17 protein-coding genes are annotated in these 18,668 nt (G+C 70.3%); 10 read left to right on the forward strand and 7 right to left on the reverse strand.

All coding sequences use genetic code 11. The annotated features are described in order from the left end of the window. Window positions 1–72 precede the first annotated feature (72 nt). The 4 genes from ACFY1U_RS07005 (at window position 73) to groL (ending at window position 4,120) form a co-directional block, all read left to right on the forward strand. On the forward strand, window positions 73–1,005 hold the full coding sequence (locus ACFY1U_RS07005; RefSeq protein WP_390693073.1) for a polysaccharide deacetylase family protein: 933 nt from the start codon (window positions 73–75) through the stop codon (window positions 1,003–1,005). Further along, window positions 1,002–1,817 (forward strand): polysaccharide deacetylase family protein, encoded by an 816-nt coding sequence (locus ACFY1U_RS07010; protein WP_390693074.1) that lies wholly within the window; start codon window positions 1,002–1,004, stop codon window positions 1,815–1,817. Before ACFY1U_RS07005 ends, ACFY1U_RS07010 begins: the two co-directional genes overlap by 4 nt. A 249-nt stretch (window positions 1,818–2,066) precedes the next feature. Next, window positions 2,067–2,375: a co-chaperone GroES gene (gene groES / locus ACFY1U_RS07015; protein ID WP_003998759.1), complete on the forward strand. Its 309-nt coding sequence runs from the start codon at window positions 2,067–2,069 to the stop codon at window positions 2,373–2,375. Window positions 2,376–2,494: 119 nt separating this feature from the next. Then, window positions 2,495–4,120: a chaperonin GroEL gene (groL, locus tag ACFY1U_RS07020; RefSeq protein WP_351462442.1), complete on the forward strand. Its 1,626-nt coding sequence runs from the start codon at window positions 2,495–2,497 to the stop codon at window positions 4,118–4,120. Between the two features lie 64 nt (window positions 4,121–4,184). Here the strand turns inward: groL and ACFY1U_RS07025 are convergent, their stop codons facing one another. The 3 genes from ACFY1U_RS07025 to ACFY1U_RS07035 all read right to left on the reverse strand — a co-directional run bounded on the left by ACFY1U_RS07025 (window position 4,185) and on the right by ACFY1U_RS07035 (window position 6,516). After that, window positions 4,185–4,892, reverse strand: coding sequence for an ester cyclase (locus ACFY1U_RS07025; RefSeq protein ID WP_390693075.1), 708 nt, complete (start codon window positions 4,890–4,892; stop codon window positions 4,185–4,187). A gap of 85 nt (window positions 4,893–4,977) precedes the next feature. Continuing rightward, a complete protein-coding gene (locus ACFY1U_RS07030; RefSeq protein WP_390693076.1) occupies window positions 4,978–5,751 on the reverse strand; it encodes an SDR family NAD(P)-dependent oxidoreductase in 774 nt (257 codons plus the stop codon). A gap of 96 nt (window positions 5,752–5,847) precedes the next feature. Continuing rightward, on the reverse strand, window positions 5,848–6,516 hold the full coding sequence (locus ACFY1U_RS07035) for an MOSC domain-containing protein (protein ID WP_390693077.1): 669 nt from the start codon (window positions 6,514–6,516) through the stop codon (window positions 5,848–5,850). Between the two features lie 80 nt (window positions 6,517–6,596). On the opposite strand from ACFY1U_RS07035, the gene ACFY1U_RS07040 reads away from it, so the two are divergent. After that, window positions 6,597–7,496: a LysR family transcriptional regulator gene (locus ACFY1U_RS07040; protein ID WP_390693078.1), complete on the forward strand. Its 900-nt coding sequence runs from the start codon at window positions 6,597–6,599 to the stop codon at window positions 7,494–7,496. An 81-nt stretch (window positions 7,497–7,577) separates the two neighbouring features. On the opposite strand, the gene ACFY1U_RS07045 is transcribed toward ACFY1U_RS07040, so the two are convergent. Further along, window positions 7,578–7,904, reverse strand: coding sequence for a WhiB family transcriptional regulator (locus tag ACFY1U_RS07045; RefSeq protein ID WP_115906403.1), 327 nt, complete (start codon window positions 7,902–7,904; stop codon window positions 7,578–7,580). 381 nt (window positions 7,905–8,285) lie between these two features. On the opposite strand from ACFY1U_RS07045, the gene ACFY1U_RS07050 reads away from it, so the two are divergent. The 4 genes from ACFY1U_RS07050 (at window position 8,286) to ACFY1U_RS07065 (ending at window position 12,843) form a co-directional block, all read left to right on the forward strand. Beyond that, window positions 8,286–8,897, forward strand: coding sequence for a response regulator transcription factor (locus ACFY1U_RS07050; protein WP_003948568.1), 612 nt, complete (start codon window positions 8,286–8,288; stop codon window positions 8,895–8,897). A 457-nt stretch (window positions 8,898–9,354) separates the two neighbouring features. Then, window positions 9,355–9,942 carry a sigma-70 family RNA polymerase sigma factor gene (locus ACFY1U_RS07055; protein WP_030930346.1) on the forward strand — a complete coding sequence of 196 codons (588 nt, stop codon included), beginning with the start codon at window positions 9,355–9,357 and terminating at the stop codon, window positions 9,940–9,942. Window positions 9,943–10,096: 154 nt separating this feature from the next. Further along, window positions 10,097–11,599 (forward strand): IMP dehydrogenase, encoded by a 1,503-nt coding sequence (gene guaB, locus ACFY1U_RS07060; RefSeq protein ID WP_390693079.1) that lies wholly within the window; start codon window positions 10,097–10,099, stop codon window positions 11,597–11,599. A 119-nt stretch (window positions 11,600–11,718) separates the two neighbouring features. Continuing rightward, window positions 11,719–12,843, forward strand: coding sequence for a GuaB3 family IMP dehydrogenase-related protein (locus tag ACFY1U_RS07065; protein WP_390693080.1), 1,125 nt, complete (start codon window positions 11,719–11,721; stop codon window positions 12,841–12,843). 794 nt (window positions 12,844–13,637) lie between these two features. Here the strand turns inward: ACFY1U_RS07065 and ACFY1U_RS07070 are convergent. Both ACFY1U_RS07070 and ACFY1U_RS07075 read right to left on the reverse strand, forming a co-directional pair. Next, window positions 13,638–14,177: a hypothetical protein gene (locus ACFY1U_RS07070; protein WP_390693081.1), complete on the reverse strand. Its 540-nt coding sequence runs from the start codon at window positions 14,175–14,177 to the stop codon at window positions 13,638–13,640. Between the two features lie 125 nt (window positions 14,178–14,302). Then, entirely contained in the window at window positions 14,303–15,511 is a 1,209-nt protein-coding gene (locus ACFY1U_RS07075) for a nucleotide sugar dehydrogenase (RefSeq protein ID WP_390693082.1), read from the reverse strand. Between the two features lie 271 nt (window positions 15,512–15,782). On the opposite strand from ACFY1U_RS07075, the gene ACFY1U_RS07080 reads away from it, so the two are divergent. Next, window positions 15,783–17,489, forward strand: coding sequence for a glycerol-3-phosphate dehydrogenase/oxidase (locus ACFY1U_RS07080; protein WP_390693083.1), 1,707 nt, complete (start codon window positions 15,783–15,785; stop codon window positions 17,487–17,489). A 79-nt stretch (window positions 17,490–17,568) separates the two neighbouring features. On the opposite strand, the gene ACFY1U_RS07085 is transcribed toward ACFY1U_RS07080, so the two are convergent. After that, window positions 17,569–18,612, reverse strand: coding sequence for a serine hydrolase domain-containing protein (locus tag ACFY1U_RS07085; protein ID WP_390693084.1), 1,044 nt, complete (start codon window positions 18,610–18,612; stop codon window positions 17,569–17,571). Between the last annotated feature and the right edge of the window lie 56 nt (window positions 18,613–18,668).

Below are 18,668 nucleotides of genomic sequence, written 5' to 3' on the forward strand. Positions count from 1 at the left end.
GTCGGTGGACGGTGCGCCTCCGGCCGCGTGGCGGGCCGGGATCCGGGCGCAGGCCTGCGAGGATCCGGCACCATGCGAGCAGTAGTACAAAACGATAAAAATCGTGCTTACGGGGTGACGTGGGTCCGCGGTGGAATCGCCGTGCTCGCCGTCGCGGCCATCGCCTCGGGCTGTGCCCAGTTCGGCGGCCCGCCGGTGCACCCGGCCCCCGGCCAGGAGCCGCCCCTGCACGCGCCCGCGGCCCGCGCCCTCGACTCGTACGCCACGAAGCTGCACAGCGCGTACCTCGCCCGCGCCGCCGCGGCGCGCCACTGGGACCTGGCGAAGGTCCCGCTGACGGCTCCGTCACCGCCCGTGAAGAAGCCGAAGATCAGGGCGCGCAAGGGCTTCGAGGTGGACGACCAGGAGGAGCTGAACCTCCCGCCCGTCTTCACGACCGTCCCGACCAAGCAGAAAGTCGTCTTCCTGACCATCGACGACGGCGCCGAGAAGGATCCGGCGTTCCTGCGGATGATGAGCGACCTGAAGATCCCGTACTCCGCCTTCCTCAGCAACTTCCTGGTCAAGGACGACTACGCCTACTTCCGTCGGATGCAGTCCGAGGGAGTGACCCTCAACAACCACACGCTCACCCACCCCTACCTCCCGGGCCTGTCGTACCGGGAGCAGAAGCACGAGATCTGCGGCATGCAGACGATCATGCGGAAGCAGTTCGGCCGGCGCCCGATCCTCTTCCGCCCGCCCTTCGGCAACTACAACCAGGACACCCTGATGGCCGCCAAGGCCTGCGGCATCAAGTACGCGCCCATCTGGGACGAGGAGGTCTTCGTCGACCACTGGGAGTACCGCGAGGACGACCGGGACCTGCACCCCGGCGACATCGTCCTCACCCACTTCCGCGGCCGTGACGAGTGGGACGGCACGATGGTCGACGACATGCGCCGCTTTCTGAACAAGGTCACGGCCGAGGGCTATGCGGTGGCCCGCCTGGAGGACTACCTGTGAGCCTGAGGGGCCTGGCGGCCGCCGCCCTGGCGTGCGCGCTCCTCACCGGCTGCGCCCAGTCCGTCGATCCCATCGAACGGCTGGGTGAGAAGGCGGCCCAGCGCGTACGGCCGCACGGGCCCACCGGAACACCCCGGCGGCCGTACCGCCGCTGGGGTCTCACGGCCCCGCTGCCGCCCGCCCCGAAGCCTTCTCGGGCGACGCGGGCCCGTACGGCGGGCAAGGGGCTGCCCCCGGTCGTGTCCCGCATCCGTACCCACGACAAGGTCGTCTTCCTGACCTACGACGACGGCGCCGAGAAGGACCCCCGCTTCGTCGACCTGGTCCGTGAACTGCGGCTGCCGGTCAGCATGTTCCTCACGGACAGCGTGGCCGGACCGGGGTACGGCCACTTCGCCCGGCTCCGCTCGGTCGGCGCGAGCATCCAGAATCACACCCTCGACCACCCCGCCCTGCGCGGCCTGTCCTACGCTCGCCAGCGCGCCGAGATCTGCGGCCAGCAGGACAGACTCGGATCCCGCTTCGGCAGCCGCCCCCGCCTCTTCCGCCCGCCCTACGGCACCTACGACACCACCACCCGCCGGGCGGCCGCCGACTGCGGCATCGCGGCCCTGGTCCTGTGGCGGGTGTCGATGACGGCAGGCGGCGAACTGACGTACCGGCGCGGCGCCCACCGGCTCCGTCCCGGCGACATCGTGGCCCTGGACCCGGACGAGGACTCGGGCCTCACCCTGAAGGAGCGCACGGTGCGATTGCTGAGACGCGTCCAGGAGGCCGGCCTGACGGTGGGCCGCCTGGAGGACTACGTCTGACGTCCCGTCCCGGCCCGTCCGGCGGGCGAGGACGAGGCCCTTCAAGCCGGTGAACCGGGGCGACGCGCCGCGGGCATTGGCACTCCGCTTGACCGAGTGCTAATCCCGGTCATAGTCTCGGCTCTGGCACTCCCCACTGGAGAGTGCCAACTACGCGACGGGCAGGTCCGGCACCCGCGACGACGGATCCACCTGGTCGCCACCTCAGACAGTTAACCCCGTGAGATCTCCGAAGGGGGAGGTCGGATCGTGACGACCACCAGCTCCAAGGTTGCCATCAAGCCGCTTGAGGACCGCATCGTGGTCCAGCCGCTCGACGCGGAGCAGACCACCGCCTCTGGCCTGGTCATCCCGGACACCGCCAAGGAGAAGCCCCAGGAGGGCGTCGTCCTGGCCGTGGGCCCGGGCCGCTTCGAGAACGGCGAGCGCCTTCCGCTCGACGTCAAGACCGGCGACATCGTGCTGTACAGCAAGTACGGCGGCACCGAGGTGAAGTACAACGGCGAGGAGTACCTCGTCCTCTCGGCTCGCGACGTCCTCGCGATCATCGAGAAGTAATTCACTTCAAGCATTTCTTGCTTGTGAGCTGCGCCCCGGGTTCCCGCGACCTTATGAAGCCGGGCGTCCGGGGCGCAGTTCGTTTCACCCACGTTTTCCGAGAGGGCTGAACCGCTCCCATGGCGAAGATCCTGAAGTTCGACGAGGACGCCCGTCGCGCCCTCGAGCGCGGCGTCAACAAGCTGGCCGACACGGTCAAGGTGACGATCGGCCCCAAGGGCCGCAACGTCGTCATCGACAAGAAGTTCGGCGCGCCCACCATCACCAACGACGGCGTCACCATCGCCCGTGAGGTCGAGGTCGAGGACCCGTACGAGAACCTCGGCGCGCAGCTGGTGAAGGAGGTGGCGACCAAGACCAACGACATCGCGGGTGACGGCACCACCACCGCCACCGTGCTCGCCCAGGCGCTGGTGCGCGAGGGCCTGAAGAACGTCGCCGCGGGTGCTTCCCCGGCGCTGCTGAAGAAGGGCATCGACGCGGCCGTGGCGGCCGTCTCCGAGGACCTCCTCGCCACCGCCCGCCCGATCGACGAGAAGTCCGACATCGCCGCCGTGGCCGCGCTCTCCGCGCAGGACCAGCAGGTCGGCGAGCTCATCGCCGAGGCGATGGACAAGGTCGGCAAGGACGGTGTCATCACCGTCGAGGAGTCCAACACCTTCGGTCTGGAGCTGGACTTCACCGAGGGCATGGCCTTCGACAAGGGCTACCTGTCGCCGTACTTCGTGACGGACCAGGAGCGCATGGAGGCCGTCCTGGAGGACCCCTACATCCTCATCAACCAGGGCAAGATCTCCTCCATCGCCGACCTGCTGCCGCTGCTGGAGAAGGTCATCCAGACCAACTCCTCCAAGCCGCTGCTGATCATCGCCGAGGACGTCGAGGGCGAGGCCCTGTCCACCCTGGTCGTCAACAAGATCCGCGGCACCTTCAACGCCGTCGCGGTGAAGGCCCCGGGCTTCGGCGACCGCCGCAAGGCGATGCTGCAGGACATGGCGATCCTCACCGGCGCCACCGTCATCTCCGAGGAGGTCGGCCTCAAGCTCGACCAGGTCGGCCTGGACGTGCTCGGCTCCGCCCGCCGCGTGACGGTCACCAAGGACGACACCACCCTCGTCGACGGTGCCGGCAACTCCGAGGACGTCGTCGGCCGCGTGGCCCAGATCAAGGCCGAGATCGAGAACACGGACTCCGACTGGGACCGCGAGAAGCTCCAGGAGCGCCTCGCGAAGCTGGCCGGCGGCGTGTGCGTGATCAAGGTCGGCGCCGCCACCGAGGTGGAGCTGAAGGAGAAGAAGCACCGTCTGGAGGACGCCATCTCCGCGACCCGCGCCGCGGTCGAGGAGGGCATCGTCTCCGGTGGTGGCTCCGCGCTGGTGCACGCCGCCAAGGTGCTCGAGGGCTCCCTCGGCAAGACCGGCGACGAGGCCACCGGTGTCGCCGTCGTCCGCCGCGCGGTCGTCGAGCCGCTGCGCTGGATCGCCGAGAACGCGGGCCTCGAGGGCTACGTCATCACCTCCAAGGTCGCCGAGCTCGAGAAGGGCCAGGGCTTCAACGCCGCCACCGGCGAGTACGGCGACCTGGTCAAGGCCGGTGTCATCGACCCGGTCAAGGTCACCCGCTCCGCCCTGGAGAACGCCGCCTCCATCGCCTCCCTCCTGCTGACGACCGAGACCCTGGTCGTCGAGAAGAAGGAAGAGGAAGAGCCGGCCGCCGCGGGCCACGGCCACGGCCACGCCCACTGACCTCGCTCAGTAGTCGGTACGAAGGCCCGGCACCCCTGGGGGTGCCGGGCCTTTCGCCGTCCTCCTACTGCTCCAGCCCCTCCAGCGCGCCCAGTTGCGCCATCAGCCCCAGCCGGTCGTACTGCCACCAGCCCTCGACGATCTTCCCTTCCTCATTGCACCGGAAGAGGGTCGTGCCGGTCATGACGACGTTCTTCCCGGTGGACGGGAGCCCCATGAACTCACCGGTCTGGGTGCCGCGCCAGGTCCACCGGGTGCTCACCCGGTCACCCTGGGAGATCTGGTCCTCGACGTCGAAGGTGAAGTCGAACCCGCTGCGCCACATGCCGATCTCGCGCCGCATGGCGTCCATGCCCATGGTGTCCTGCTCGTTGGCGGGATCGTGGTCGTGGTAGTTCTCGGCGATGAGATCGTTCAGCGGCGGCAGTTCGCCCCTGGTGGCGATGGTCTCGAAGAACCGCCGCACGTTCGCCGCGTACAACTGCTCGTCGCGCACGACGTCCAGGTCGGTGAAGGTCGGCATCTCGTCGCAGAGAGCCACCATCTCGCGGAAGACCTTGTCGGTCTCGGGCAGGTTGGAGTTCCGCATCGCCTCCTCGAACGAGGGGAACTCCACGATCTCGATGAAGTGGGACGCATCGGAGTGGTCCTTGCCGACCACCGCGTGCGTCGCCGTCCGCTTCCCCCTGGTCTGTTCGACCCATGTGTCCATCAGCCGGTTGATGTCGTCGAACCGGCTGGTCCTGCAGTCGATGATCTGCACGAAGGTCATGGCGTCGCCTCCGGTTCCCCGGGCTGCGGTTGAACAGCACCATTCTCCCACCGGGGCTCCCCGGCGCCCCCCGAGCGCCGGGAGGCTACTGCGGCCCGTACTTCCGCCCGGTCCGCGAGGTGATCCCGCCCAGCAGGCCCCGGGGCGTCACCTTCACGATCCCCATCAGCGCCTTGTACCGCGGGTCCGGAACGGACAGCGACTTGCCTCGCGCCAGGTCCGACAGGGCCGCCGCCACCAGCTTGTCTGCATCGAGCCACATCCAGCCGGGGATGTTGTCCGTGCCCATCCCGGCCCGCTGATGGAACTCGGTCCGCACGAATCCCGGGCACAGCGCCATCAACCGCACCCCGCTGCCCGCCAGGTCCTTCGCCGCCCCCTGCGTGAACTGCACGACCCACGCCTTGGAGGCGCCGTACGTGCCGCGCGGCACGAAGGCGGCCACCGACGCGACGTTGACGACCCCGCCGCGGCCGCGCTCGCGCATCGCCTCGGTCGCCGCCGCCGTGAGGCGCAGCACCGCCTCGCAGTGCACCTTGAGCATCGTCAGCTCGTCGGCCATCGCCACGTCGAGGAAGCGGCCCTTGTTGCCGAAGCCGGCGTTGTTGATCAGCAGGTCGACGGGGTTCTTGCGGTCGGCCAGGCGCGCGGCCACGGCCTCGATGCCCTCGTCCGTGGCGAGGTCGGCGGTGAGCACCTCCGCCTCGATGCCGTGCCGGTCGTGCAGTTCGGTCGCCTGTTCTCGCAACCGCTTGGTGTCGCGGGCGACGAGCACCAGATTGTGCCCGTCCGCCGACAGCCGCCGCGCGAACGCGGCGCCGATGCCCGCGGTCGATCCCGTAATCAGAGCCGTTGTCATGGCCCAAGGGTAGTGACCCGGACTGCGGGAATCCGATCTCTGCACAGGGCCCGACGGTGGTGAAGCATCCGGGGAGAGCGGACATCTGACGAGTCGTCAGGAACCGTGCTTCTCCAGGTACAGCCGTGCCGCCTCGCGGCCGTCCGGATGCAGTGCCTCGCCCGCCGCCAGCAGCCGCGGCAGCAGTTCCCGCTCCGTCGTGACCGCCCGGAACTGCAGCGCCACCGTCACGTCGTGGTCCGGCAGGTGCACGATCTCGACCGGGTCGCCGGCGCGGATCTCGCCGGGCTCGATCACCCGCAGGTACGCGCCCGGGGCACCCTTCTGCGTGAACCGCCTCACCCACCCCTTCTCACCCAGATGGCCCTGGAAGGTGAGGCAGGGGATCCGGCCGGAGGTGACCTCCAGGACGACGTCCGGTCCGATCCGCCAGCGCTCGCCGATCAGTGCGCCGGATATGTCGAGGCCCTCGGTGGTGAGGTTCTCGCCGAACGAGCCGCTCGGCAGCTTGCGCCCCAACTCGCGCTCCCAGTCGTCGAGGTCCTCGCGCGCGACCGCGTACACCGCCTGGTCGTCGCCCCCGTGGTGGCGCAGCTCGCACACCGCGTCCCCGGCCAGCCCGCTCGCACCGACGCCCTTGGGCCCGGGCGCCGCCACCCGCACCGGACCGTCGACCGGCCGCTTGTCGATGCCGGTCACCCCATCCGGCTGGCCGGTGTACGGCACGCGCTTCGGGCGGCCGAGGTTCACTGACAGTAGCTTCATGACCGAACAGTAGGTCACGTCGACTCAAAGCGTCGACGCATTATCGGGCGCCCTACCAAAGGATCACTTATCCTCGAACGGTGATCGAAGCCCGTCATCTGCGCGTCCTGCGCGCCGTCGCCACCACCGGCTCCTTCTCGGCCGCGGGCCGCGAACTGGGCTGTACGCAGCCCGCCGTCAGCCAGCAGATGAAGGCCCTGGAGGCGTCGGTCGGCACACCGCTGCTCGTCCGCGGCGGGCGCGAGATGCGGCTGACCCAGGCCGGTGAGGCGCTGGTGCGGCATGCCTCGGGGATCCTGGCCGGGCTCACGGCGGCGGAGGAGGAGGTCGCCGCCATCGCGGGGCTGCGCGCCGGACGCGTACGGCTCGTCTCGTTCCCGAGCGGCAGCTCGACGCTCGTGCCCACCGCCCTCGCGGCCCTGCGCGCCGCGCACCCCGGCACCCGGGTCTCCTTGGAGGAGGCCGAACCGCCCGCCTCCGTGGAGCTGCTGCGGGAGGGCGACTGCGACGTGGCGCTGGCCTTCCGCTACGAGCGCGCGGCGGGCGCGGAGGAGTGGGACGACCTCGTCGTACGGCCGCTGCTGAGCGACCGGCTGGTCGGGCTCGTGCCCGAGCGGCACCGGCTCGCACAGGCCTCGGCCGTGGCCATCGGGGACCTCGCGCACGAGCCGTGGATCGCCGGGTGCCCGCGCTGCCGCGGGCAGCTGGTCGAGGTGTGCGAGAGCGCGGGGTTCACGCCGCGCATCGACTTCGCCACCGACGACTATCCGGCCGTCGTCGGCCTGGTCGGTGCGGGACTCGGTGTCGCCGTACTGCCGCAGCTGGCCATCGAGTCGGTACGGCCGCGGCACGCGCGCGTGCTGACGCTGGAGCCGGCGGTGCGGCGGGAGATCGTGGCGCTGACGCTGCCCGATCTGGCCCAGGTGCCGGCGGTCGCGGCGACCCTGGAGCAACTCGGGCGCGCAGCCGCCCGGCAGTGATGAAGGGCACGCGTACGTGCCCTTCGCTTGGGGAGCTCGGGGTCCGGGAGCTCAGGGACCCGGGAACGCAGAAACGTTCCTTCAATTGTTCGAGACGCCGTCCCCGGCGGTCGCCGCCGCCACCAGCCGGTTCCGTGCCCGCCCCATCAGCTCTTCGCGCTCGTCCTCGGTCAGGCCGCCCCACACGCCGTATGGCTCTCTCACCGCCAGCGCGTGCGCCGCGCACTGCGCGCGCACCGGGCACCTCATACAGACCTCCTTGGCCGAGTTCTCGCGAGCGCTCCGGGCCGCACCGCGCTCACCCTCCGGATGGAAGAAGAGCGAGCTGTCCACCCCGCGACAGGCAGCCAGAAGCTGCCAGTCCCACAGGTCCGCGTTCGGTCCGGGAAGGCGGGAGAAATCTGCCATTGCGTGACCCCTTGTAGCCGTTCTGAGCGGATACGGTGCCCACGACCGTATATCTACGATCTAAGGTTATGAAAATATGACTCATTGCGAATCTAGCCTCAGACACCAGTAGATGGGAAGAAAAAGGGCTAAATGGGGCATGGGTTGTGATGAAACGTTGAGAGTCCGCCCTGCATGTCTGCACCGTGTCCGTGCCCTCACGTAGAGTGCCGAAGATGGCACACGCCCCCGTAACTCTTTCGAGTGACCATCGTTGAGAGTGCGGAGGCGGTTGAAGCAACAAGTGCTCGGGCAGGCGTCCGAGACGGTCGACCGCACAGGTGACGATTTCGTACCAGCCTGGAGGCTCAAGGTGACGTGCATCAGCTGCGGAGGGCGGCCATGACATCCGTCCTCGTCTGCGACGACTCCCCGCTTGCCCGAGAGGCGCTCCGCCGCGCGGTCGCGACCGTGCCCGGCGTCGAGCGCGTGACGACCGCGGCCAACGGCGAGGAAGTCCTCCGCCGCTGGGGCGCCGACCGTTCGGACCTGATTCTGATGGACGTACGCATGCCCGGACTGGGCGGCGTCGAGACCGTCCGCCGGCTGCTGTCCGCCGACCCCGGCGCGCGCATCATCATGCTGACCGTCGCCGAGGACCTGGACGGCGTGGCCCTCGCGGTCGCCGCGGGTGCCCGCGGCTATCTGCACAAGGACGCCTCGCGCGCGGAGTTGCGCGCGACCGTCACCCAGGCGCTCGCCGACCCGACCTGGCGGCTGGCCCCGCGCCGGCTGCGCTCCGCCGAGATGGGCGCCGCGCCCACGCTCACCGCGCGTGAGATCCAGGTCCTGGAGGGCATGAGCCACGGCCGCTCCAACGCGGAGATCGGCCGCGAGCTGTTCCTCTCCGAGGACACGGTGAAGACGCACGCCCGGCGGCTCTTCAAGAAGCTCGGCGCCTCGGACCGGGCGCACGCCGTGGCGCTCGGCTTCCGCTGGGGCCTGGTTCGCTAGGCCGGTCGGGTGTGTTGCAGCGGGGGTTCGAGAACCCCCGCCCACCGCGAGGTGGGTGAGACCGGGCGACCCCGGGGAAGTTCGGGCACGCCCCCACACCGCCCGGCACGCGCGCGCTCCGGTGCACCGGTCAAAGGCCCTGGCAGCTCCGCTGCGAGGGCCTTCGTCCGGCATGCCGCAAGCACGCACCGGCCTCGACGCCGGCCGCTGCCGTGGGACGCGGGGAACGGCACCCGCACCCCCTCGGAGCCGCTTGTCAAAAGGCCCCGCCGGGTACCCGATGCTCGTTTCGGCGCGGATGCCGCATCCTTGAGGTGTGGAGTCTCTCGGGGACGAGTCGGTCGAGCGGAAGGGGAGGGCGCAAGGGATGAGTTCCGGCGCACCTGCTCATAACGCTTCGGTGCACAACATCGGACACGGTGCCACGGCCCGCGCGGCCGCAAGGCACCATGGACCGATGCGCGACGACGAGGCGGCGAGTGCCGCAGGGGCGATCGGTGCACTCGTCCATCGCGCCGTGGACGGGGACGAGCAGGCCACACACGACCTGCTGGCCCATGTCCACCCCCTGGCGCTGCGCTACTGCCGCACGCGTCTGTCCCGTCTGCCGGGTGATGCCCGGCACTTCGTGGAGGACCTCGCGCAGGAGGTCTGCGTCGCCGTCCTGCTCGCGCTGCCGCGCTACAAGGACACCGGCCGCCCCTTCGAGGCGTTCGTCTTCGCCATCGCCGCGCACAAGGTGGCGGACCTGCAGCGGGCGGCGATGCGGCACCCGGGGTCGACGGCGGTCCCGTCCGACGAGATGCCCGAGCGGCCGGACGACTCGCTCGGCCCGGAGGAGCGGGCGCTGCTCAGCAGCGACGCCGAATGGGCCAAGAAACTGCTGGCCAACCTGCCGGAGAACCAGCGCGAGCTGCTCCTGCTGCGGATCGCGGTGGGTCTCACGGCCGAGGAGACGGGACAGATGTTGGGAATGTCACCCGGAGCGGTGCGGGTCGCACAGCACCGGGCGCTGAGCCGGCTCAGGGCGCTCGCAGAGCAGTGATCCCACTGCCGTAAGCGCCTTCCTTGAACAGGGCTCCCGACGATTCCGTACGAACATACGAAGCCCAGGGTCCTGCGGAACCGTGGAATTCGAGAGCCGTGCTTCCCGTTAGCATGGACATCCGCACCGATCAAGGCCATTTGGGGAAGGTGTCATGACTGCGAACGTCGACGGAGTGCCCGGTAAATTCGCGACACTCGGGCTGACCTACGACGACGTGCTGCTGCTGCCGGGCGCATCCGAGGTGCTCCCCAACGCGGTCGACACCTCGTCCCGCATCTCCCGCAACGTCCGGGTCAACATCCCGCTGCTCTCCGCGGCGATGGACAAGGTGACCGAGTCCCGCATGGCGATCGCGATGGCCCGCCTCGGCGGCGTCGGCGTGCTGCACCGCAACCTGTCCGTGGAGGACCAGGTCAACCAGGTCGACCTGGTCAAGCGGTCCGAGTCCGGCATGGTCACCGACCCGATCACCGTGCACCCGGAGGCCACGCTCGCCGACGCGGACGCGCTGTGCGCCAAGTTCCGCATCAGCGGTGTCCCCGTCACCGACCCGGCCGGCAAGCTGCTCGGCATCGTCACCAACCGTGACATGGCCTTCGAGTCCGACCGCAGCCGCCAGGTGCGCGAGGTCATGACGCCGATGCCGCTGGTCACCGGCAAGGTCGGCATCTCCGGCGTGGACGCCATGGAGCTGCTGCGCCGCCACAAGATCGAGAAGCTTCCCCTGGTCGACGAGGCCGGTGTCCTCAAGGGTCTGATCACGGTCAAGGACTTCGTCAAGGCCGAGAAGTACCCGAACGCCGCCAAGGACTCCGAGGGCCGCCTGCTCGTCGGTGCCGCCGTGGGCGCCAGCCCCGAGGCCCTGGAGCGCGCCCAGGCGCTCGCCGAGGCCGGTGTGGACTTCCTGGTCGTCGACACCTCGCACGGCCACAACAGCAACGCGCTGAGCTGGATGTCCAAGATCAAGTCGAGCGTCTCCGTCGACGTGATCGGCGGCAACGTCGCCACCCGCGACGGCGCGCAGGCTCTCATCGACGCCGGTGTCGACGGCATCAAGGTGGGCGTGGGCCCCGGCTCCATCTGTACGACCCGAGTGGTCGCCGGCATCGGCGTCCCGCAGGTCACCGCCATCTACGAGGCCTCCCTCGCGGCCCGCCGGGCCGGCATCCCGCTGATCGGCGACGGCGGCCTGCAGTACTCCGGCGACATCGGCAAGGCCCTCGCGGCCGGCGCCGACACGGTGATGCTCGGCTCGCTGCTCGCGGGCTGCGAGGAGTCGCCCGGCGAGCTGCAGTTCATCAACGGCAAGCAGTTCAAGTCGTACCGCGGCATGGGCTCGCTCGGCGCCATGCAGTCTCGCGGCCAGGCGAAGTCGTACTCCAAGGACCGCTACTTCCAGGGCGAGGTCGCCTCCGACGACAAGCTCGTGCCCGAGGGCATCGAGGGACAGGTGCCCTACCGCGGCCCGCTGTCCAGCGTCCTGCACCAGCTCGTCGGCGGTCTGCGCCAGACCATGGGCTACGTGGGCGCGGCCACCATCGAGGAGATGGAGTCCAAGGGCCGCTTCGTGCGGATCACCTCCGCGGGCCTCAAGGAGAGCCACCCGCACGACATCCAGATGACGGTCGAGGCGCCGAACTACAGCCGCAAGTAGTCCACCCGAGCGGTCAGCAGGCTCCTTCAAGGGCGGTCCCGGAAGCACCGGGGCCGCCCTTGTCGTACCCGTCGGCGATACTGGAAGACGCTGCAACGCATCAGGGAAAGGCCACAGACGTGACTGAGATCGAGATCGGGCGCGGCAAGCGCGGCCGCCGGGCGTACGCCTTCGACGACATCGCCGTCGTCCCCAGCCGCCGTACGCGGGACCCGAAGGAGGTCTCGATCGCCTGGCAGATCGACGCCTACCGCTTCGAGCTGCCGTTCCTGGCCGCCCCCATGGACTCCGTGGTCTCCCCGGCCACCGCGATCCGCATCGGCGAGCTCGGCGGTCTCGGCGTGCTGAACCTCGAGGGCCTGTGGACGAGGTACGAGGACCCGCAGCCGCTGCTCGACGAGATCGTCGGCCTGGACGCGGACCGGGCCACGCGCCGGCTCCAGGAGATCTACGCGGCCCCCATCAAGGAGGAGCTGATCGGCGCGCGTCTGAAGGAGGTGCGCGACTCCGGCGTGGTCACCGCAGCCGCGCTCTCCCCGCAGCGCACGGCACAGTTCTCCAAGGCCGTCGTGGACGCGGGCGTGGACATCTTCGTCATCCGCGGTACGACGGTCTCCGCGGAGCACGTCTCCGGCTCGCACGAGCCGCTGAACCTGAAGCAGTTCATCTACGAGCTCGACGTCCCGGTGATCGTCGGCGGCTGCGCCACGTACACGGCGGCCCTGCACCTGATGCGCACGGGCGCGGCGGGCGTGCTCGTCGGCTTCGGCGGCGGCGCCGCGCACACCACGCGCAACGTGCTGGGCATCCAGGTCCCGATGGCGACCGCGGTCGCGGACGTGGCGGCGGCCCGCCGTGACTACATGGACGAGTCCGGCGGCCGGTACGTGCACGTGATCGCCGACGGCGGCGTGGGCTGGTCCGGCGACATCCCGAAGGCGATCGCCTGCGGCGCGGACGCCGTGATGATGGGTTCCCCGCTCGCGCGCGCGACCGACGCGCCTGGCAAGGGCAACCACTGGGGCATGGAGGCCGTCAACGACGAGCTGCCGCGCGGCAAGAAGGTCGACCTCGGCACGGTCGGCACCATCGAGGAGGTGCTGACCGGCCCGTCGCACACCCCTGACGGCTCCATGAACCTCTTCGGCGCGCTGCGGCGGGCGATGGCCACGACCGGCTACAGCGAGCTGAAGGAGTTCCAGCGGGTCGAGGTGACGGTGGCGGACTCGCAGCACAAGCGGTAGGGGTTACGGCGCCTGAAGGGCCGGTCATCCATCCCACGGGGTGGGCGACCGGCCCTTTTGCGTGCCCAAGTGGGCTGGCGGGGGCGTGTGTTGAGAGGCGGGGGCGCGTGGTTGCGTTCGGGGCGAATGTGGGCCGAACGGGCGTAAGCGGGCGGTAGTGTCCTTGATCGGCGACCCGCTCTCTGGGGCGCCCCCTTCCACGGAGCACGTGTCCGGACCTAGTAGCCCGGGGCCCGGCCCGGAGCTCCAGTGGACCGCCCCACCGGGATAAGCGGGCGGCGTCATGGAAGGGGGCGCGCCCATGGGCCGTCACCGCAAGCCCACTCGCTGGGATCGACTCCGTCTTCGGATGGTGCAATGCCGGAGGAGGTGGGTATTGCGGATTTTCGGCTGGTGAGCGGCCGCCCCCATAGAGGGTAGGGGCGGACACCCGTAAACCAGCCAGGAGCCTGCCGCAGTTCCCGCTGCGGTGGGCTCCACCTTTTCGGTGGTGAGCGGCCGCCCCCAAGCTACCTAGGGGCGGACACTCCGTGAACCATCCAGGAGCCTGCCGCAGCGCTCACTGCGGTGGGCTCCACTTAGTGGGCGTGATGGTGAGCGGCCGTCCCTACACAACCTAGGGGCGGACACTCCCTGATCCATCCACGAGCCTGCCGCAGTGCCCGCTGCGGCCGACCCCACCTGTCTCCGTAAGGTACCCGCGCCGCGCCCCGCATGCCACCAGCCCCGCAGCCCTCCGCACCCGCGCGCCCCCCTTCACCACCGACGCGCCGCCCCGCCCCGCACCGGCAGCGTCAGACCGCCGCCTTCTTGGCACCCGTGAACGCGACGTACGCGGCGATCGCGAAGAACACGAACGTCAGCGGGTCGGCGTCCGCCTTCCAGGCCTCCTGGACCACGTTGAGGTGCTGGAAGAAGACCTCGTTGAAGCCGACCTTCACCTGGTCCGCGATGAGCATCGCCTCGCCCACCAGCTGGCCGACGTAGACGGCACCCAGCGACAGGACCGCGCTCGCGACCGGCAGGACCGGGTTGCGGCCGCCGAGCCGGCCCGCCGCGAGACCGATCAGGAAGCCGACGCCGACCGCCGCCCAGCCGATCTCGTGCTTGGTCAGGCCGATGATCGCGCCGTAGACACCGGCGACGACCACGGCGGCAGCGAACGCGGCCCCCAGGCCGAGCCCGATGTTGTTCTTCACCGGAGCGGGCGCGGGAACGGACGCGTACGGAACGCCCGGCGCCGGAGGCTGCGGTGCCGCGTCCGGCTGCTGGGCCTCCGGGGCGGCGTCGGCCTGCTGGGGCTGCGGCGGCGGTGTTGGAGCTGACTGGCTCATGACAGAAATCCCCCCACGGGATGGAACGAGCGGATGGTGAAGCGAAGAAAGTGTGCGCACGTGTGTGCGACGAGTGGAGGGAGAGTAACAGGTGGGTGTGACAGGGCGGCCAGCGAAATATGCGGTCAGAGGCGGTGGGCGGCCCCCGTCGGAACGGCTCCGCGCGTGTCCAGCAGCAACTGCGCCTTCACCGAGAGCCCTTGGAGGTCGTACGTCCGGTGCTGCTGGAGCAGGATCGTCAGATCGGCCTCGGCCGCGGCCTCGTAGAGGGCGTCCGCGCGCGGGACCGGGCGGTCCTGCACGCTCCAGGACGGGACGTGCGGGTCGTGGTAGCTGATCGAGGCGCCCAGTTCCATGAGGCGGACGGCGATCTCCGGGGCGGGGGTGCCCTGTTGGTCGGCGAGGTCCGGCTTGTAGGTGACGCCGAGGAGCAGCACGCGTGCGCCGCGCGCCGACTTGCCGTGCTCGTTGAGGAGGGCCGCGGCGCGCTGGACGACGTAACGGGGCATCTGGCTGTTGACCTGCTGGGCCAGTTCGACCATGCGCAGGGTGCGGCCGGGGAGGCCGGCCAGGTCCTGGGGGACGGCGTGGCCGCCGACCCCGGGGCCGGGGCGGAAGGCCTCGAAGCCGAACGGCTTGGTCTCCGCGCAGCGGATGACGTCCCAGACGTCGACGCCGAGGTGGTTGCAGAGGACGGCCATCTCGTTGACGAGCGCGATGTTGACGTGCCGGAAGTTGGTCTCAAGGAGCTGCACGGTCTCCGCCTCTCGCAGGCCACGCGCGCGTACCACCTTGTCGGTGAGACGGCCGTAGAACGCGGCGGCGGACTCGGTGCAGGCGGAGGTGAGGCCGCCGATCACCTTGGGGATGTTGGCCGGGGTGAAGGCGCGGTTTCCGGGGTCGACCCGGCTGGGGGAGTAGGCGAGGTGGAAGTCGCGGCCCGCCTGGAGTCCGGAGCCCTCCTCCAGGAGGGGGCACAGGAACTCCTCGGTGGTGCCCGGGGGGACGGGCGACTCCAGGATGACCGTGGTGTGCGGGCGCAGCCGCGCGGCCAGGGCGCGGGCAGCCGCCTCCACCTGGCCGAGGTCGAGCTTGCCGTCGGCGCCGCGCGGGGTCGGCGCGCAGATGACCGCGGTGCGGACACGGCCGAGCTCGGCCGGGCTGGTGGCGTGCCTGAAGCCCCCTGAGAGCATCCGGCGCAGTTCGGCGGGGCTGAGGGAGCCCTGCTCGGGCCCGGTCCGATAGCCGAGTGTGGGGATGCCGGCCGCGACGGCCGCCTGAGCCAGGGGTAGGCCGAACGGGCCGAGTCCGATGACGGCGAGATCTGCGGGCATGGCGTGGGCCGTCCTCCCAGTAACCGAAGCGGGGCAGGTGCGCAAGCCCTGTGGACAAGACAGGCGAAGCGCAATGTCACACTAGGAGTAAATATGACCGATTTGCTGGATTGGTTGTCCGTGTTTTCCGCAGGTCTCGGGAATGTTGTCCACAGGCTGAGGGCGACTGGTGGCTGAAGCCGGGCAAGCCGGTCAGAATTTGGGCATGGGGGATGAGAAACGGGCTTCGCCCGACGGGTGCGGCCGACGCTACCGATAGCGGGAGGCAGCGGTGAGGACAGCGACACTGGGGCCGGCGCAGCGAGCCGAGTCACTGGCGGCAATGGCCGAGCGCGAGCTGGACGTACTGGTGGTGGGCGGCGGCGTGGTCGGTGCGGGCACCGCCCTGGACGCCGTGACCCGCGGTCTGTCCACCGGCCTGGTCGAGGCGCGTGACTGGGCTTCGGGCACCTCCAGCAGGTCCAGCAAGCTGATCCACGGCGGACTGCGCTATCTGGAGATGCTCGACTTCGCGCTCGTACGGGAGGCACTGAAGGAGCGCGGCCTGCTGCTGGAGCGGCTCGCCCCGCACCTGGTGAAGCCGGTGCCGTTCCTCTACCCGCTGCAGCACAAGGGCTGGGAGCGCCTGTACGCCGGTTCGGGCGTCGCGCTCTACGACGCGATGTCGATGGCCCGCGGACACGGCCGCGGCCTGCCCACGCACCGCCATCTGACCCGCCGCCACGCCCTGCGCGTGGCACCCGCCTTGAAGAAGGACGCGCTGGTCGGAGCCCTGCAGTACTACGACGCCCAGATGGACGACGCGCGTTATGTGGCCACTCTGGTGCGCACGGCGGCGGCGTACGGCGCGAAGGCCGCCAACCGCGCGCGCGTGACGGGCTTCCTGCGGGAGGGCGAACGCGTCGTCGGCGCGCGTGTGCAGGACGTCGAGGCGGGCGGCGAGTACGAGATCCGCGCCAAGCAGATCGTCAACGCGACCGGTGTGTGGACCGACGACACCCAGGGCATGGTGGGCGAACGCGGACAGTTCCACGTCCGGGCGTCCAAGGGCATCCACCTGGTCGTACCGAAGGACCGCATCAGCTCCTCGTCGGGGCTGATCCTGCGCACCGAGAAGTCCGTGCTGTTCGTCATCCCCTGGGGCCGGCACTGGATCGTCGGCACCACGGACACCGACTGGGACCTCGACAAGGCGCACCCGGCGGCCTCCAGCGCGGACATCGACTACCTGCTGGAGCATGTGAACTCGGTGCTCGCGGTGCCGCTGACCCGGGACGACGTGCAGGGCGTGTACGCGGGGCTGCGTCCGCTGCTGGCCGGCGAGTCGGAGGCCACCAGCAAGCTGTCCCGCGAGCACACGGTCGCCCATCCCGCGCCCGGGCTCGTCGTGGTGGCGGGCGGCAAGTACACGACCTACCGGGTGATGGCCAAGGACGCGGTGGACGAGGCGGTGCACGGCCTCGACCTGCGGGTCGCCGAGTGCGTGACGGAGGACGTGCCGCTGCTGGGGGCCGAGGGCTACCGGGCGCTGTGGAACGCGCGGGCGCGGATCGCGGCGCGGACGGGTCTTCATGTGGTGCGCGTGGAGCATCTGCTGAACCGGTACGGATCGATGGCGGAGGAGGTCCTCGACCTCGTCACCGCCGACGCCTCGCTCGGGGAGCCGCTGCAGGCCGCCGACGACTATCTGCGCGCCGAGGTCGTGTACGCCGCCTCGCACGAGGGCGCCCGGCACCTGGACGACGTGCTGACCCGGCGCACCCGCATCTCCATCGAGACCTTCGACCGGGGGACGCGCAGCGCACGGGAGGCGGCCGAGCTCATGGCGCCGGTCCTCGGCTGGGACAAGGACCAGATCGAGCGCGAGATCCAGCACTACGAGAAGCGGGTGGAGGCCGAGCGGGAGTCGCAGCGGCAGCCGGACGACCTGACGGCGGACGCGGCGCGGTTGGGGGCGCCGGACATCGTGCCGTTGTAGGACGCCGGGCATTCCATTCACCGGGACATCACTCGAACGGGTGGCGGGATCCGGGATCTTCGTTCGGAACCCGGCCGTTCTACGGGGTGCGAGGGCAGAACTCGGCGGAGAGCAGGGCCGGTTCGAGGCCGGGATCTGCGATCGCCGTCGTGTTCACGCGGAAGGTGAGGACATGGCGGCCGTCGGCGGTGGCTGCGGTGCGCACGTAGCTGCCGGTGATGCGTCCGTTGTGGCCCCACACCGTGATGCCGCACGACAGCTTCTCGGGGAACAGGCCCATGCCGTACAGGCCGTGTGCGGTGCGGGTGTCGCGCATCTCGCGCAGCCGGCGCGAGGGCAGCAGTTCGCCGTCCAGCAGGGCCGCGTAGAAGCGGTCCAGGTCGGCGAGCGTGGTCACCAGCTCGCCCGCGGCTCCGGCCACCCGCGGGTCGAGTTCGGTGACGTCGGTTCCGTCGGCCGCGTAGGCGCGGCCGTGCGGGGAGGGCAGAGAGGTACGGGAGCCGGGGAAGGAGGTGCCCGTCAGACCCAGCGGAGCGATGATGCGGCGCTCGGCCTCGGTGGCGTACGAGTGGCCGGTGACCTGCTGGATGACCATGCCGAGCAGCACGTAGTTGGTGTTCGAGTAGGAGTAGCGGCCGGGGTCGGCCGGGGGATGGGTGAGGGCGATGCGTACGGCTTGACGAGGGGAGAGGGGGACCAGGCCTCCCGTATCCGCGGTGAAGTTGCTCAGGCCGCTGGTGTGGGTGAGCAGGGCGCGCAGGGTCATCGTGCGGCCGTCGTTGCCGGCTCCGTGCACCAGGCCGGGCAGATGCTGCTCGACGGTGTCGGACAGGGACAGCCGGTGTTCCGCGGCGAGCTGCAGCACGACCGTCGCGATGAAGGTCTTCGTGATGCTGCCGGCGCGGAAGTGGTCGGCACGGGCGATGCCGTGGCCCGCCCGGGCGTAGCGGGTGCGGGAGTCCTCGTCCGCCAGGAGGGCTGCGGCGGGGGCTCTGCCCTGCGTGACCAGCAGGGGAAGGAGCGTGTCCGTGGCCGGTGCCGCGGGGGCCGAGGAGGAGGTCGGGGACAGGGCGAGGAGCGCAAGCGACACGGGCGCGGCCAGTAGCGTCCTGAGCGGCGGCATCGCGAGGTCCTCCCTTGTCGGGGCCCATCATCCAGGGTGGCGCGACGCGTGGTCCG

This window comes from Streptomyces sp. NPDC001351 (genome assembly GCF_042896045.1).
GTDB lineage: Bacteria > Actinomycetota > Actinomycetes > Streptomycetales > Streptomycetaceae > Streptomyces.

Coding starts and splice junctions, on each gene's coding strand:
- ACFY1U_RS07005 (WP_390693073.1), top strand. CDS start 73: ATGCGAGCAGTAGTACAAAACGATAAAAATCGTGCTTACGGGGTGACG.
- groL (WP_351462442.1), top strand. CDS start 2,495: ATGGCGAAGATCCTGAAGTTCGACGAGGACGCCCGTCGCGCCCTCGAG.
- ACFY1U_RS07025 (WP_390693075.1), bottom strand. CDS start 4,892: ATGACCTTCGTGCAGATCATCGACTGCAGGACCAGCCGGTTCGACGAC.
- ACFY1U_RS07030 (WP_390693076.1), bottom strand. CDS start 5,751: ATGACAACGGCTCTGATTACGGGATCGACCGCGGGCATCGGCGCCGCG.
- ACFY1U_RS07035 (WP_390693077.1), bottom strand. CDS start 6,516: ATGAAGCTACTGTCAGTGAACCTCGGCCGCCCGAAGCGCGTGCCGTAC.
- ACFY1U_RS07045 (WP_115906403.1), bottom strand. CDS start 7,904: ATGGCAGATTTCTCCCGCCTTCCCGGACCGAACGCGGACCTGTGGGAC.
- ACFY1U_RS07050 (WP_003948568.1), top strand. CDS start 8,286: ATGACATCCGTCCTCGTCTGCGACGACTCCCCGCTTGCCCGAGAGGCG.
- ACFY1U_RS07055 (WP_030930346.1), top strand. CDS start 9,355: ATGCGCGACGACGAGGCGGCGAGTGCCGCAGGGGCGATCGGTGCACTC.
- guaB (WP_390693079.1), top strand. CDS start 10,097: ATGACTGCGAACGTCGACGGAGTGCCCGGTAAATTCGCGACACTCGGG.
- ACFY1U_RS07070 (WP_390693081.1), bottom strand. CDS start 14,177: ATGAGCCAGTCAGCTCCAACACCGCCGCCGCAGCCCCAGCAGGCCGAC.
- ACFY1U_RS07075 (WP_390693082.1), bottom strand. CDS start 15,511: ATGCCCGCAGATCTCGCCGTCATCGGACTCGGCCCGTTCGGCCTACCC.
- ACFY1U_RS07085 (WP_390693084.1), bottom strand. CDS start 18,612: ATGCCGCCGCTCAGGACGCTACTGGCCGCGCCCGTGTCGCTTGCGCTC.